The 15056-nt window shown below is 56.4% G+C and carries 12 protein-coding genes; 7 read left to right on the top strand and 5 right to left on the bottom strand.

The genetic code is table 11. The annotated features are described in order from the left end of the window. The first annotated feature begins 122 nt into the window (after positions 1-122). From gloB to BLW01_RS11070, 6 genes are all read left to right on the top strand, one after another. Positions 123-890 carry a hydroxyacylglutathione hydrolase gene (gene gloB / locus BLW01_RS11095; protein WP_092569657.1) on the top strand — a complete coding sequence of 256 codons (768 nt, stop codon included), beginning with the start codon at positions 123-125 and terminating at the stop codon, positions 888-890. Positions 891-943: 53 nt separating this feature from the next. Beyond that, a complete protein-coding gene (locus tag BLW01_RS11090) occupies positions 944-2176 on the top strand; it encodes a transglycosylase SLT domain-containing protein (RefSeq protein WP_092569655.1) in 1233 nt (410 codons plus the stop codon). Between the two features lie 154 nt (positions 2177-2330). Further along, the gene (locus tag BLW01_RS11085; protein WP_092569654.1) at positions 2331-4172 is read left to right on the top strand and encodes an extracellular solute-binding protein; all 1842 of its coding nucleotides are present in this window, start codon (positions 2331-2333) and stop codon (positions 4170-4172) included. Between the two features lie 54 nt (positions 4173-4226). Continuing rightward, positions 4227-5267 (top strand): microcin C ABC transporter permease YejB, encoded by a 1041-nt coding sequence (locus BLW01_RS11080; protein ID WP_373294132.1) that lies wholly within the window; start codon positions 4227-4229, stop codon positions 5265-5267. Then, positions 5267-6370, top strand: a complete 1104-nt coding sequence (locus BLW01_RS11075; protein ID WP_373294104.1) for an ABC transporter permease — start codon at positions 5267-5269, stop codon at positions 6368-6370. Before BLW01_RS11080 ends, BLW01_RS11075 begins: the two co-directional genes overlap by 1 nt. After that, positions 6357-7946 carry an ABC transporter ATP-binding protein gene (locus BLW01_RS11070; protein ID WP_092569650.1) on the top strand — a complete coding sequence of 530 codons (1590 nt, stop codon included), beginning with the start codon at positions 6357-6359 and terminating at the stop codon, positions 7944-7946. Before BLW01_RS11075 ends, BLW01_RS11070 begins: the two co-directional genes overlap by 14 nt. Before the next feature lie 80 nt (positions 7947-8026). Here the strand turns inward: BLW01_RS11070 and rsuA are convergent, their stop codons facing one another. Both rsuA and BLW01_RS11060 read right to left on the bottom strand, forming a co-directional pair. Next, entirely contained in the window at positions 8027-8728 is a 702-nt protein-coding gene (rsuA, locus tag BLW01_RS11065; protein WP_092569648.1) for a 16S rRNA pseudouridine(516) synthase RsuA, read from the bottom strand. Then, on the bottom strand, positions 8728-9531 hold the full coding sequence (locus BLW01_RS11060) for an amidohydrolase (protein ID WP_092569646.1): 804 nt from the start codon (positions 9529-9531) through the stop codon (positions 8728-8730). The genes rsuA and BLW01_RS11060 overlap by 1 nt, the downstream gene beginning before the upstream one ends. A 129-nt stretch (positions 9532-9660) precedes the next feature. Here BLW01_RS11060 and rarD point away from each other — a divergent pair, with 129 nt between their 5' ends. After that, positions 9661-10593 (top strand): EamA family transporter RarD, encoded by a 933-nt coding sequence (gene rarD, locus BLW01_RS11055; protein WP_092569982.1) that lies wholly within the window; start codon positions 9661-9663, stop codon positions 10591-10593. Here the strand turns inward: rarD and BLW01_RS11050 are convergent. The 3 genes from BLW01_RS11050 to BLW01_RS11040 form a co-directional block, all read right to left on the bottom strand. Beyond that, the gene (locus tag BLW01_RS11050) at positions 10590-11591 is read right to left on the bottom strand and encodes a hypothetical protein (protein WP_092569644.1); all 1002 of its coding nucleotides are present in this window, start codon (positions 11589-11591) and stop codon (positions 10590-10592) included. The genes rarD and BLW01_RS11050 overlap by 4 nt on opposite strands. 157 nt (positions 11592-11748) lie before the next feature. Further along, positions 11749-13344 carry a methyl-accepting chemotaxis protein gene (locus tag BLW01_RS11045; protein WP_139243930.1) on the bottom strand — a complete coding sequence of 532 codons (1596 nt, stop codon included), beginning with the start codon at positions 13342-13344 and terminating at the stop codon, positions 11749-11751. A 202-nt stretch (positions 13345-13546) separates the two neighbouring features. Next, positions 13547-15043, bottom strand: coding sequence for a CoA-acylating methylmalonate-semialdehyde dehydrogenase (locus BLW01_RS11040; protein ID WP_092569642.1), 1497 nt, complete (start codon positions 15041-15043; stop codon positions 13547-13549). Positions 15044-15056: the final 13 nt, after the last annotated feature.

The raw sequence follows: 15056 nt of genomic DNA, 5'->3' as shown, positions 1-15056 counted from the left end.
CAGTCATTATGGCAGCAGTTCGAGCGTCATGTCTCTCATGGCAGCGGCTGTTGCATGACTATAACGGGAGCTGCCTGATTGGTTAAGTCATTAATCTCGATCAAACCGAGGACAGTATCGCCATGCTCAGTGTGACACCGATTCCAGCCCTCAATGATAACTATATCTGGGTGTTACGCCAGGATACCACCTCACGAGTTGCCGTCGTCGACCCGGGAGACGCCTCGCCGGTGATCGACTATCTCGAGCGTGAAGCGCTGCAGCTCGACAGCATTCTCATCACGCACCATCACCATGATCATACAGGCGGATTGGCCGATCTCGTGCAACGTTATCGCCCTCGTGTCTATGGCCCGGCCAATCCTGATATCAAGGGGATCGACGAGCATCTCGGTGAGGGTGACGAATGCCTGGTCATGGGACGTCAGTTTCAGGTGATCGACGTTCCAGGCCATACACTGGATCATATTGCCTATTTTGCAGCCGGTGTCCCTCCTCTGCTGTTCGCTGGTGACAGCCTCTTTTCTGCTGGATGTGGACGGCTATTCGAAGGCAGTCCTGAACAGATGTTCGCATCCCTGAATAAATTAGCCGACTTGCCCGACGACACTCTGATTTTCGCCGGGCATGAATACACACTGGCCAATCTGCGCTTTGCCAAGGCCGTTGAACCGGATAATCCGAACATCGATGACTACGCCAGTGAGTGCCAACGCTTACGCGACCTCGATCGACCGACACTGCCATCGACCATGGGACGCGAAGCATTGATCAACCCATTCTTGCGTACCCAGCAGGACACCGTGCGCCAACAAGCCGCCACCCAAGGTGACGCGGATAGTACACTGGCCACCTTCACCACGCTTCGCGCCTGGAAAGACCGCTTCTGACCTGATCCAAGACAGACTTATTGATGGACGCCATAAAGCGCCCGGAGACACTCATGACTTACCGAACGACGCGTCGTTTCACACTTGGTTTGGCAGGCAGCGCGTTACTGTGCAGCATCCTCATTTCTGCCGCCGGAGCCCACGCCGAGAATCGTGCTCGGACCGATGACTCTGCCTATCGCAGTTCATCGGCCATGGTGCAGGACACCCATTTCTGGGATGCCCTGGAGCTGGAGCCCGCCGTTCACGAAGATGCCTGGGCTCGCTTGCGTGACAACTTTCAATGGCAACGCGATGTCGACCATCAACGTGTTCAAGAATGGATCGACCACTATCGCGCCAGCCCGGAGAACATTGCCGAGATCACTGAGCGGGCCCGTCCCTGGCTATCGTGGATCATTCAGCAACTGGAAGAGCGTGACATGCCGGGCGAGCTTGCTCTCGTTCCCTTTGTCGAGAGTTCATTTGATCCGACGGCACGCAATCCCGGTGGGGCTACCGGCCTGTGGCAGTTCATGCCCGGAACCAGCGACGCCCTCGGATTGTCGCGTACCAATGGTTATGACGGCAGGCTCGACGTCGTCGCCTCCACCGATGCCGCCCTGGATTATCTGGAGGAACAGGCCGATCGCTGGTACGACGGTGATATCGAATTGTCGTTGGCTGCCTACAATGCTGGATCGGGAACCGTCAACCAGGCACGAGAGGCGGCCCGCCATCGTGGGGAGTCGGGGGATTACTGGGACCTCCAGCTACCGCGTGAGACCATGAACTATGTGCCGAAGCTGTTGGCACTCGCCGCCATCATCGACGATCCCGAGCATTACGATGTCGCGCTACCGGAGATCGATGACTCCGCAGCGTTCGCCGAGGTCGAGGTCGATCGCCCGATCAGTCTTGACAAGGCGGCCGAACTCGCCGGCACCACCCGTACTCGGTTGGAAGAGTTGAACCCGGCGCTGGTGCATGGACGGCTCGATCCGAATGTAACGACAGCTCTGCTAGTGCCCGCCGGCAAGCAGGAAGAACTGCAGGCATCGCTGAACAACGGCGACACCATGACAGCATCCAATAGTAGCGGCGGCGACACCTATCACGTCCAGCAGGGTGACAGCCTATCGGCCATTGCCAATCAGCATGGTACAACCGTCAACGAGCTTCGCGCGGCTAATTCATTAAACGACAACACTCTCCAGGTCGGACAGACACTGCAGATTCCCGACTCGACAACGACACTGGCCCAGTCTTCAGACGACCAAGCAGAGCGTCCTCACACCGACAGTTGATAAAACGCTAACCACCGCCGTTTACAAGTGCCGCTCTCGCTGACACCTTAGCCAGAGCGGTAAGGCGCGTGACCAGGAGACACGTCATCGGCGTCCGACATCGCTGCAACATGGAACGACTCCGTCTCTTCGGAATCACAGTCAGGATCCACTCATGTCGGTCAACTCACCATCAAGATACGCCTTGCTATTCATCGTCATTCCGTGGTTGCTACCCGCATCGCTTCTTGCGGACCCTGCGGAAGACGTTGAAACGGTTCACGGTCTCTCGCTTTATGACGAACCGGCCCTGTCCGAGGATTTCGATCACTTTCCGCATGTCAACCCTGACGCACCGAAAGGCGGCACTCTCCGTCGTGCCGCGACAGGCAGTTTCGACTCGACCAACCCATTTATCACTAGCGGCACCTCTGCCTCCGGGCTTACCCAGACCTATGACACCCTGCTGGTCGCCAACCCTGACGAACCCTTCTCCATGTATGGCCTGGTGGCAGAAGGTATCCGCCTGGATCCTGATCGTCGCTGGATGGAGTTCGATTTACGTTCCGAAGCGCATTTCCATGATGGCGAACCCCTGACAGCGGACGATGTCGTTTTCAGCCTTGAAACGCTCGTTGAAAAAGGTCAACCATTCTATGCCTCTTACTATGCTGATGTGACCGATGCCAAAGCCATGGACGATCACACGGTTCGTTTCGAATTCGCCGAGGAAAACTCTCGCGAATTGCCTCTGATACTCGGGCAGATGCCTATTCTTCCCGAGCATTTCTGGAAAGACAGGGAGTTCAACCGCTCAACGCTTGATCCCCTCCTGGGCTCGGGTCCTTACCGTATCGACGAAATCGATCCCGGTCGTCGAATCACTTACCGTCGGGTCGAGGATTATTGGGGGCGAGATCTGGCCGTCAATCAGGGACGCTATAATATCGACCGCCTGATCTATGATTATTACCGGGACCAGACCGTTGCACTGGAAGCATTCAAGGCCGGCAATCTCGATATGCGCCAGGAAACCAGTGCCCGGCTTTGGGCGACCGCTTACGATTTTCCTGCTGCCGAAGACGGTTACATAGAACGCCTGATCATCCCTGACGGGCAACCGGCCGGAATGCAGGCGTACGTCATGAACCTTCGTCGCGAGACATTTCAGGATCGTCGCGTTCGCGAGGCCCTGAATCTGGCATTCAATTTTCCCTGGCTCAATGACAATCTCTTCTACGGGGCCTATGAACAGACACACAGCTTCTTCGAAAACTCGGAAATGGCTGCCGAAGGCATGCCGTCCGAGGAAGAACTGGCACTTCTGGAGCCTCATCGCGATGAGTTGCCGGACGAGGTCTTTGACGAACCATTACCCATCGATCATCCGGAGGATCGTCGAGAACGACTGAAAAAGGCTTACGAGTTACTCCTTGATGCCGGCTACGAAGTCCGCGATGGCGTGCTTGTCGATACCGAAAACGGCAGGCCATTGCGACTGGAAGTCCTGCTCTACGACAGTCAGTTCGAGCGCGTGACCCAACCGCTGTTGCATAATCTCGAGCGCTTGGGCATACAGGGCAATATCCGCCTGGTCGACGTCAACCAATACCTGAACCGCTTGAGCAATTTCGATTTCGACATGATCGTCGGCAGCTTCCCGCAATCAGCCAATCCCGGCAATGAACAGCGCGAGTTCTGGACGACACCCTATGCAGACAGGCCGCGAAGCCGCAATCTGATAGGACTTCGCGACCCGGTGATCGATACGCTGGTCGAACAATTGATCCGTGCCGATTCCCGCGAGGCGCTCGATACGGCGGCCCGCGCGCTTGATCGCGTGCTGCGCTGGGGGTTCTATGTCATCCCCCAGTGGCATATGTCAGGGACCCGAATCGCCATGTGGGACAAGTTCGAGTGGCCCGAACCCTTTCCGGAGTACCAGCGAGACATGGATGCTTGGTGGATCGATCCCGAGCGGGAACGCGCCGTGCGAGAACGCCAGCGTAATGAATAACGATCAGGCTCAGGAGTCACCGTGGGCACTTATGTAGTTCGTCGTCTATTGCTGATGATCCCCACCCTGTTGGGCATTCTGCTGCTCAATTTCATTATCGTGCAAGCAGCACCGGGCGGGCCTATCGATCAGATGCTCGCACGCTTCGAAGGCATGCAGGGAGCGTCGAGCACGCGTCTGGAGGGTGGCGGTGGCGATACAATCGCCACCAGTGAATCTCGGGGAGCCAGAGGTGTCGAAGAACGCTTCGTTCAACAGCTTGAACAGCAGTTCGGCTTCGACCAGCCTGCCCATGAGCGTTTCATCACGATGGTGGGCAATTACGCCCGCTTCGATTTCGGTGAGAGTTTCTTTCGCAATCGCGATGTGCTCGACCTCATGATCGACCGGTTACCCGTCTCGATCTCCCTGGGACTGTGGACCACCCTTCTCGTCTATTTCGTTTCGATCCCTCTGGGGATTCGCAAGGCATTACACCATGGCTCACGATTCGATGTGTGGTCTTCCGGACTCGTCATCGTCGGTTACGCGATCCCAGGGTTTCTGTTCGCGATCCTGCTGATCGTCTTGTTCGCCGGCGGTAGCTACTGGGAACTGTTCCCGCTTCGTGGCCTGACATCCCCGAACTTCGATGAACTCTCCCTATTTGGCAAGATCAAGGATTATTTCTGGCATATCACGCTCCCGGTACTCGCCTCTGCCATCGGTAGTTTCGCCACCCTGACCATGCTGACGAAGAACAGCTTCCTCGACGAGATTCACAAACAATACGTTCTTACTGCTCGGGCCAAGGGAGCCGGCGACCGTCGGGTACTGTACGGGCACGTCTTCCGAAACGCCATGCTGATCATCATCGCCGGGTTGCCTTCCGCGCTGATCGGCATATTCTTCACCGGCGCCTTGCTCATAGAGGTCATCTTTTCACTCGATGGTTTGGGACTGCTCGGTTTTGAAGCCGTAATGCAGCGGGATTATCCCGTCATTTTCGGAACCTTGTTTATCTACACACTGATTGGCCTGATACTCAAATTGATCTCCGATCTGACCTATGTCTGGGTCGACCCACGCATTGATTTCGAGACCCGGGAGTCCTGATGGCAATGTTACGGTCTCTTACCACACGACTTTCTCCCATCACGCAACGGCGACTGTCGGTATTCCGACACAACCGGCGCGCCTACCTCTCTCTATGGATTTTCGGGCTCCTGTTCCTAGTCAGCTTATGTGCGGAACTGATCGCCAATGACAAGCCGCTGATCATGAAGTATCAGGATCAATGGTACGTCCCCGTCCTGGTCGACTATCCCGAGACCGAATTCGGCGGTTTCCTACCGACACCCGCCGACTACCATGACCCTTTCGTACGCGACCAGATCGAATCGGATGGCTGGGCCGTGTGGCCTATCATCCCCTATTCCTACCAAACGCTCGATATGGATCTGGGGCGTCCGGCACCTTCACCGCCCGAAAGTGAACACTGGCTCGGTACCGATGACCAGGGCCGTGACGTCCTTGCCCGCGTCATCTACGGCTTTCGCCTGTCGGTGATCTTTGCTCTGGTGTTGACGGCAGGCTCATTGATCATGGGCGTGGTCTTTGGCGGTATTCAGGGCTATTTCGGTGGAAAAATCGACCTGATCGGACAACGATTGACCGAAATATGGTCCGGCCTACCAGTGCTCTTCCTGCTGATCATTCTTTCCAGCCTCGTCGAACCCAATCTATGGTGGTTACTGGGTATCATGCTGTTGTTTTCCTGGCTGGGACTGGTCGATATCGTAAGAGCGGAATTTCTCAGGGCACGCAATCTGGAGTACGTTCGAGCGGCTAAAGCCCTGGGATTGCCATCACGGTTGATCATGTGGCGTCACGTGCTACCCAATGCCATGGTTGCCACCATGACATTCATTCCCTTCATTTTCACTGGTGCCATCACCACACTGACAGCACTCGATTTCCTCGGCTTCGGGCTGCCACCCGGTTCTCCCTCACTCGGCGAACTGGTCGCACAGGGCAAGAGCAACCTGCAGGCTCCCTGGTTGGGAATCACTGCCTTTTTGAGCCTTTCCATCATGCTTTCACTACTCGTTTTCATCGGTGAAGGGCTGCGTGATGCATTCGATCCACGTCATATCCAAGCAGCGGCTCCTTCACCAGCAGCCACTGCCCCCAGGGAGACTACCGATGGCGCGTCCTGACATCTTGCTGCGAATGGATGATCTATCGATCGAATTCGATGGCAGCCGTGTCGTCGACCGGCTGACACTGGAGATCGGCCGTGGAGAGACATTGGCTCTGGTCGGCGAATCCGGATCGGGAAAATCCGTCAGTGCCCTGGGAGCCATGAACCTGCTGCCACCCAACGCCAAGATTACCGGTGAACGCTGGTTAGGCGATACCGATCTGGCCCGTCTTTCCATGCAAGGCTGGCAACATGTGCTGGGGTCACGGGTTGGATTCATCTTTCAGGAACCCATGACATCCCTCAATCCTCTGCATACCGTCGCCAAACAGATCGGGGAATCATTGAGACTCCACCAGGGACTGCGCGGCAAGGCGGCTAGACAACGCGCTCGAGAACTTCTGGAGCGTGTACAGCTACCACGCCCCGACGAGCTACTCGATGCCTGGCCGCATCAACTCTCAGGCGGCCAGCGCCAGCGAGTCATGATCGCCATGGCCATCGCCAATCAACCTGACCTGCTGATCGCCGATGAGCCGACCACGGCGCTGGATGTCACAGTACAACAGGAGATACTGACGCTGTTGGCGGAGCTGCGCGATCAACAGGGAATGGGGATGCTGTTCATCACTCATGATCTCAATCTGGTACGAAGCCATGCCGAGCGAGTATGCGTCATGCACCACGGCAAGGTTCAGGAAACCGGCTCCGTATCACAGGTCTTTACCTCACCAGCGAGCGATTACACGCGCACCTTGCTTGACGCCGAACCTGTCGGCAAACCTGCACGCCTCACGCATGCCACGACTCTGCTGCGCGCCAGCCAATTCAGCGTAAGCTTTTCACGTCCACGGCGCCTGTTTTCTCGACGCCCGCCCCCCTTCGTGGCCGTTCAACCCTTGTCGCTGAATGTCGCCAAAGGGGAAACATTAGGCATTGTCGGTGAATCCGGCTCGGGGAAGACAACGCTGGCGCAGGCCTTGCTGCGCCTGGTCCCCAGCCAAGGGGAAATCGATTTCGATGGCCAGCGGCTCGACACCCTCACCGGTAATGCATTGAGACGTCACCGCAACCGCTTCCAGATCGTTTTTCAAGACCCCTATGGCTCCCTTTCGCCACGCCTGCCTGTATCAGCCATCATCAGTGAAGGGTTGCGCTTCCACCATCCGGAACTTGATGACCGGGAGGTCGAACGTCGTGTCAGAACCACACTGAGTGAAGTCGGCTTACCTACGGACTGTGCGGCACGCTATCCCCACGAGTTTTCGGGAGGTCAACGCCAACGAATCGCGATTGCCAGGGCTATCATTCTCGAGCCGGAGCTGATAGTGCTCGATGAACCGACGTCAGCCCTGGACAGAACGGTTCAAAAACATCTGGTGGAACTGCTTCGTGACCTGCAGGTGCGTCGCGGTCTGAGCTATTTGTTCATCAGTCACGACCTGAGTGTTGTCCGGGCCATGGCACACCGTGTCGTCGTGCTCAAAGATGGCGAAATCGTCGAGAAAGGCGACTGCGAGCAAGTGCTCAATACCCCTTCACATCCCTATACTCGAACGCTCATCGAAGCTGCTCGACCAGCCAACACTTGATGACGTGGTCCGCTTAACTTTCAATCAAATGAGCAGGCCTTGGGTAGATAACGGTATAAATCGACGCATGACGACGCTTTTCAAAAGGATAGAATTTCAGCTTGTCGAAGCATTCGACTCTCGCCGGGGGCAAGGTCGGGATCCAGGCTCACCGGCCCGACCGACTCCCGGTGCAGTGCTTCGACATGGTTACCGAAAGCAGCAAACATCCGCCGTACCTGATGATACTTGCCCTCTTGAATCGTTATCCGCGCGTCCACGGGAGACAATAGCTCCAGACTGGCAGGACGGGTGACCCTGTTCTCCCCCTTCAACTGTACACCTTCAGCAAAGGCCTTTTTCACCTTTTCAGCCACTTCCCCTTCCAGGGGATCGGCCAGCGTGGCGAGATACACTTTCTTGCAGGCATGACGTGGAGAGGTCACCCGATGCGACCACTGCCCGTCATCGGTCAGAAAAACCAGGCCGGTCGTATCGACATCCAGACGTCCCGCGGAATGCAAACGCTGCACGTTCGGCAGATCTATCAATTCGAACACGGTCTGATAATGGGACGAATGCGACGTACACTCGATCCCCGACGGCTTGTTCATCATCAGGTACCGTGGACCGGAAAGTACCAGGCGCTGCCCCAGCCATTCGACGTCATTCTCTTCGGTCACTTGCATCGCCGCATCCCGGGTGACATGGCCATCGACCCGCACTTCTTCACGTCGGATCGCCCGTTTGGCGAGATTACGCGTCAGCGACGCCGTGTCACAAAGATACTTGTCCAATCGCATCAGACCTCCAGGGTAAAGCGGTCGGCATCCATCCAGGCCGGAAACTTGTCACGAAAACGATCCAGCCCATCACGATCTAGACTCCCCGTCTTGATGAACGGTGAATCGCAGGGTTCGTCGATCAATGGGTCGCCCTTGTAATCGATCAGCATCGAATCGCCCGCATAATTGAGCCCCTTGGCATCTGCCCCCACACGATTCACACCGATGACATAACAGAGATTTTCAATGGCTCGCGCCTGCAGCAATGTCCGCCAGGGATGCCTTCTGGGAGCCGGCCAATTGGCAACACACAGCAACGCATCATATTCGAAATGGTCATCACCGCGAGGTTGCTGACGCAACCACACCGGAAAGCGCAGGTCATAGCAGACCGTCAGCAACAATCGAACCCCCTTGAGCTCGACAATGACACGATCATTCCCCATCCCATAGCGCTCATGTTCACCGGCCATACGGAAGAGATGGCGTTTATCGTAATGCGCGAGGCTTCCGTCCGGCCGGGCCCAGATCAGTCGATTGAAATATGTCTCTCCCTCCTTGATCGCCAGGCTACCAGTAACGACACACCCCCGTTGGCGGGCCTGGCTCTGCATCCAGGCCAGTGGTTCGCTATCGTCCACCGATTGCGCCATCTCGCGTGAGTTCATGGTGAAACCGGTAGCAAACATTTCAGGTAGAACGATAAGATCGGTTTCACTTGCGTCGATATCTTCCAGCTGTCCAGCCAGGCGCTGACAATTGGTGGCGGGATCCTCCCAACGCAAGTCACACTGCACCAGTGTCGTTCTCAGTTCGCTCATCAGCCACCCCCTCACACGGTCATGGATGCTCTCAAGCAGCAACGGACCCTCATCGTGACGTTCGACGACATCTCCATGCCGGCGCGCATGCCATATGGTACATTAGGCGTTTTCGATCATGAGGATACCATGGCTGCCTCGACACCCCCTACTCCGGATCGCCACGCAATCAAAGGGGTCGGATACGGGCTGACCGCATATTTGATGTGGGGCTGTTTTCCTCTTTTCTTTGCCCTTTTCGAGGGGATTCCCTCCTGGGAAGTCCTTATCCACCGCGTTCTGTGGTCCTGCGTTTTTCTGGCTGGCCTGATCACCTTGCTGCAACGCTGGAGGCCGGTCATTACGGCCCTTTCACAACCGCAACGGCTGGGTCGTGTCCTGGCCTGTGCCTTGCTCATCGGCTTGAACTGGGGGATTTACATCTATGCCGTCGAGAGTCGGCAGGTCTTTCAGGCCAGCCTCGGCTACTTTCTCACACCGCTGGTCAACGTTGCGCTCGGTATGCTGGTATTGCGAGAGCGTATGACATGGTTACAGGGCGTCGCCGTAGGGCTTGCCACACTGGCGATTGCCATCCAGTTGATTGGACTGGATCAGCTTCCCTGGATAACCCTGACCCTGGCATTGTCATTCGGGACATACGGGCTCCTGCGCAAACAGGTGCCACTGGATGGATTGTCGGGGTTATTCGTGGAAACGCTGCTGATATTCCCTCTGGCGCTGTTGGCCATCGGATGGCTGACCTCGTCGGCCGACTCGCACTTTCTCGAGGCCCCCCGTACGACGCTGTTGCTGATCGCCAGCGGTATCATCACAGCACTTCCATTGATGGCCTTTGCCGGCGCCGCGCGTCGCTTGCGACTGGCCACATTGGGCTTTTTGATGTACCTCAACCCTACCATCCAGTTCATGATTGCCCTGCTGGTTTTTCATGAACCGTTATCAAACGCCCAGCTCGGTACCTTCGTGCTCATCTGGATCGGCTTGGGCCTGTATTCATGGTCGGCTTGGCAAGGGCGCCCCCGGGACACCGTACGGAAAGCACAGGACAAGACCACCTAGGCTCCCCGTTTCGTCATCACGGATACCAGATAATCCAACAAGGCATCAAGCACCTTCATGGTGGGTACTGTGCCTTGCCACAACGTGACGCCCTCCTTCAGCGCAAGACTCTCCCGGTACAAACGCGCCTGGGTATCACTGGAACGATCCATCAAACCGGTCATTCCCAATGATGACAGGATATCGCCATCGAGCCCTGGCAGCATGATCTGGCACTGATGTACGCCTTGTGAATTCAGTACGAAACGGTAAGCGTCATCCTGCAGCCTCCATTCGCTCAAGCGAAGCCGGCTGATATGCCTGATCCATTCGGCACGAGGATCCTTTCGCAACACCTCGTGGGCGATCCGGCCATTGATACGGCGACTCTGGTACCTGACATTGATCATCGGATAGAGAAAACCACGACGTTGGATCATCCAGTCCAGCGCCTGCTCCAGAGCAACGCTCTTGCCTGCAGTCAGTGCCAATTCACGTCGAGATAGCGCATTTTTTACCGTGCTTTCGCGCAACTGGCATGCCGCGGCGATCTCTCGAGACACGACGAAACCGGGGTTATTTAGTTGCAGGTTCAAATGCCGGGCCTGTACCAGGCCCGGCTCAGGCTCCAGTTTCAAACGCAAGGCGCCCAGGGCCAGCATATGCTCCAGACGTTGAACCGACTCGACCTGATCACGACGATGTTCCAGCCCTCGCAATAAGGCAACGAAGGCTACGAAGTCCTGGCAATCGAGGGCTCTGTCAGCAACCAGAGGACTCTCCCCCAGAATGAGCGATCGCCAACGTTCTGCCTGCTTGTTCAGACGCGCCCACCATGTCGCTTCATTGGAGCTCTCGGATTCCGAATGCTTCAACAAGGACTGCAAGGATCCAACGATCGAGCGGCTCGCTACCTCGAGATCCTCGGCCACGACCGATGCTGTCAATACTCTCTCGAGTCGCTGCCCCAACAATCCAGGATGCAACCCCTGCACCGACGCCCCAATGCCATTTGACATGCACGCTCCATGAAAGCCCGACTTCCCGAGAGGAAGGTGATTATCGATAAGTATTTAATAATACTTAACGGCAAAACAAGCGTCTTCTTGAGGAAAACGTATCGAAAAGAGGTCAATTGACCGAAAATGCAAAGCTGTTCTCACGTCCTCGCTCGTGTCATGACATCGCTTCCGGGTGATAGCCGATGCGAAATCCTCCCCAATGCCTACCTGCGACAAAGACCGGTACCGACAAATCATGCATGACCTCGCCGGTATCCCGCTTGTATGTCTGCACCAACAAAGGCGATTGATGGGCACCACAACGACTCCCCGTAGGATCATCGAAGAGTCGTTTACTACGACTGTATTTCAGATCCGTTTCGTAATCACCGGTCGGTTCCTGGCTGACGTGCTGGTTATGGGTCGGTACATACCCACGTTGGTCACAAGTGATGGCATAGGTCGCGCCCAACGATGTCAGCAGCGGCTCCTGAATGTTCGGTAGATGGCGATCCGTGAAGTCATCATAGCCAGTTCGATACTTTTGGGGATGCGTGTTGTCGATGGGATGGTAATCCCCAGAGAAAAGTTGTTGTTCGCTTAGCGAACCCTCGGACAATGCCTTTTCGAACAGTCGACCGATAGTATCCGCGGCAGCACGTGCTGCTGCATAAACCTGCTGATGCCGGCCCGGTAGCCGTTGTTGCGCCAATTCACCATCCACCCCTTCCGCTGCCTCCATCAGGGCATGCGCCTGAGACGCAAGGTCATGCATATCGCGATTCCCTTCATCGACCTCGTCCTCCAGGATCGATAGCGTGCTGGCCACCTGTTGGCTATGTTCGTTCGTATTGCTGATGGCCTCGGCGATGCCCGTTACTTGCTGTTCGACATTCTCGAAGTCGTGCGACACGATCTCGAGTTGAGCCCCCACATCCTCCACGGCCTTGGCTCGGTTCCCGACCCGGTGCATGAGATGCCCGATCGTATCCACCACTCGGTGGCTGCTATCGCCAATTTCACTGACCAATGACTCGACCTGAGACGTCGCCTTGGCGGTCCGGTGCGCCAACTCGCGGACTTCCCCCGCTACCACCGCGAAACCACGGCCATGCTCACCGGCTCGAGCGGCCTCAATAGACGCATTGAGCGACAACAGATTGGTCTGTTCTGCGATATCTTCAATCAAACTGGTCACATGGCGAACACTATCGCTCTTGGTATTCAGGGCCTCCAGCAATTCCAGCGACTCGTCTGAGCGTTCCGCCAACGCACGCATTTCCTCGATCACACGACCCAAGGCGTCGCGGCTGGAGAGATTCGAGTCACGAGAGCGGCTCGCCAGATCTGCCACCGCCTCGGCGCTGCGCGAAACCTGTTCAATCGATGCCGAAATCGCCTCCATGCTGGATACTGCCTCTTTGACGACTCGGCCTTGTCGCTCCAGACGCTGATCCATCCTGTCGGCATGAAAGGAAACCTCGGCTGACGCAATCGCCGTACTGCTTGCGCGTTGCATCAAACGATGCGCCATCCCCCTGAGGGATCGATAGTCTCTTTGTGGTGAAATCCATCCCAGGCGCTTATCCGCCGCCAAGGCTTTCGAATCGGAAGCGTAAATGGACCAGAAGCTGCCGACCGTCAATCCTGCCCCTGCTAACGCTGCCATCCCCAATGACAGGTAGACGACTTCATTTGCCCCGCGCATGACCGTTAAGCCGACCGCTACCAACAACAACGTAGCGGACACCACCACACAGAGTTTATGCATATCCACTCCCAAGCATGTGCATTGGAATATCTATCTTTTTTATCGGTCATGCTTGAAAAATCTGCGTAGGACTTTGGCAGTATCGACCAACGTTGACTTATCCTTTCAGACAGGCCTGTTCATGGATAAGGACAAGAAAGGGGCGCCAAAAGGGCGCCCCAGCGTTAACACATGGAATGAGCATGCAGAAGACCGGAGGCGATTACTGCCCCCCGGAGGGGAAATGGAATTCCGCTTGGGTCGTTTCGTAGGGGGAAGGCCAGCGTTGCGACACCGCCTTGCGACGCGTGTAGAAACGCACGGCATCCGGCCCGTAAGCATGCAAATCGCCGAACAGTGAGCGTTTCCAGCCACCGAAGCTGTGATAGGCGACAGGCACTGGCAGCGGGACATTGATACCCACCATGCCGACTTCGATGCTGTCGGCGAATCGGCGGGCCGCTTCTCCGTCACGAGTGAAAAGGCAAGTACCATTGCCATACTCGTGCGCATTGATCAAGTCTATCGCGGCATCCAGGCTGCTGACCCGCACCACGCAGAGAACCGGGCCAAAAATTTCTTCTCGGTAAATGCGCATATCGGGTGTCACCCGATCGAAGAGACAACCTCCCACGAAGAAACCATCCTCGTACCCACGAACCTTATGGCCGCGACCATCAGACACCAAATCGGCGCCGGCAGCCACGCCGTCGTCGATGTAACCCAACACCTTGTCACGGTGCTCTGAGGTAACCAGCGGTCCCATATCGAGCCCCTTGTCGGTGCCGGGGCCGATTTTCAATTCAGCTATCTTGGGTTTGAGGGATTCAATCAGACGATCCGCGGTTTCATCCCCCACACATACCGCGACGGAAATCGCCATACAGCGTTCACCACAACTGCCATATGCGGCCCCCATCAACGTGTTGGCAGCGTTATCGATATCGGCATCGGGCAATACCACTGCATGATTCTTGGCCCCACCCAATGCCTGGACACGCTTGCCGTTGGTGCAACCCCGTGAATAAATCGTCTCTGCGATCGGCGTGGAGCCGACAAAAGACAATGCCTTGACATCGGGCGCATCAAGCAACGTTTCCACCGCCTCACGACCCCCATGGACCACATTGATCACCCCACTGGGCGCGCCCGCTTCTTCCAGCAGTTCAGCAATGGCCAACGATGACGTCGGGTCCTTTTCCGACGGCTTGAGAATGAAGGTATTGCCGCAGGCAATCGCCATCGGATACATCCACAGCGGCACCATGGCCGGAAAATTGAATGGCGTAATGCCGGCCACGACGCCCAATGGCTGGAAATTGGACCATGCATCGATAGCCGGGCCGACATTATGGGAATACTCCCCTTTCAACAGTTCGGGCACCCCACAGGCATACTCGACATTTTCGATGCCGCGCTTGAGTTCGCCCAAGGCATCCTCGACCGTTTTACCGTGCTCCTCGCTGATCAGCTGTACCAAGCGGTCGGCATGTTGTTCCAACAATTGCTTGAAACGATACATCACCTGCGCGCGCTTGGCGGGAGGCGTGTCGCGCCATGCCGGATAGGCCGCCTTGGCCGCGGCAATGGCCTTCTCTACAGTAGTGGCATCGGCATCCGCCACTTCACGAACCACCTGCCCCGTGGATGGATTGGTCACCTCCAGGCGACGGTCACCGGCGATATGTTCTCCGCCAATGAAATGTGAAATGAATTCCATCGAGTGCTCCTGA

This window comes from Aidingimonas halophila (assembly GCF_900106955.1).
Classification (GTDB): Bacteria; Pseudomonadota; Gammaproteobacteria; order Pseudomonadales; family Halomonadaceae; genus Aidingimonas; species Aidingimonas halophila.
Note: the sequence above shows the minus strand (reverse complement) of the source record. Positions and strands in the feature narration are given on the sequence as shown.

What these genes read in the sequence shown, in the direction of transcription:
- gloB (WP_092569657.1), top strand. Translation starts at nt 123, where the DNA reads ATGCTCAGTGTGACACCGATTCCAGCCCTCAATGATAACTATATCTGG.
- BLW01_RS11090 (WP_092569655.1), top strand. Translation starts at nt 944, where the DNA reads ATGACTTACCGAACGACGCGTCGTTTCACACTTGGTTTGGCAGGCAGC.
- BLW01_RS11085 (WP_092569654.1), top strand. Translation starts at nt 2,331, where the DNA reads ATGTCGGTCAACTCACCATCAAGATACGCCTTGCTATTCATCGTCATT.
- BLW01_RS11080 (WP_373294132.1), top strand. Translation starts at nt 4,227, where the DNA reads ATGATCCCCACCCTGTTGGGCATTCTGCTGCTCAATTTCATTATCGTG.
- BLW01_RS11075 (WP_373294104.1), top strand. Translation starts at nt 5,267, where the DNA reads ATGGCAATGTTACGGTCTCTTACCACACGACTTTCTCCCATCACGCAA.
- BLW01_RS11070 (WP_092569650.1), top strand. Translation starts at nt 6,357, where the DNA reads ATGGCGCGTCCTGACATCTTGCTGCGAATGGATGATCTATCGATCGAA.
- rsuA (WP_092569648.1), bottom strand. Translation starts at nt 8,728, where the DNA reads ATGCGATTGGACAAGTATCTTTGTGACACGGCGTCGCTGACGCGTAAT.
- BLW01_RS11060 (WP_092569646.1), bottom strand. Translation starts at nt 9,531, where the DNA reads ATGAGCGAACTGAGAACGACACTGGTGCAGTGTGACTTGCGTTGGGAG.
- rarD (WP_092569982.1), top strand. Translation starts at nt 9,661, where the DNA reads ATGGCTGCCTCGACACCCCCTACTCCGGATCGCCACGCAATCAAAGGG.
- BLW01_RS11050 (WP_092569644.1), bottom strand. Translation starts at nt 11,591, where the DNA reads ATGTCAAATGGCATTGGGGCGTCGGTGCAGGGGTTGCATCCTGGATTG.
- BLW01_RS11045 (WP_139243930.1), bottom strand. Translation starts at nt 13,344, where the DNA reads ATGCATAAACTCTGTGTGGTGGTGTCCGCTACGTTGTTGTTGGTAGCG.
- BLW01_RS11040 (WP_092569642.1), bottom strand. Translation starts at nt 15,043, where the DNA reads ATGGAATTCATTTCACATTTCATTGGCGGAGAACATATCGCCGGTGAC.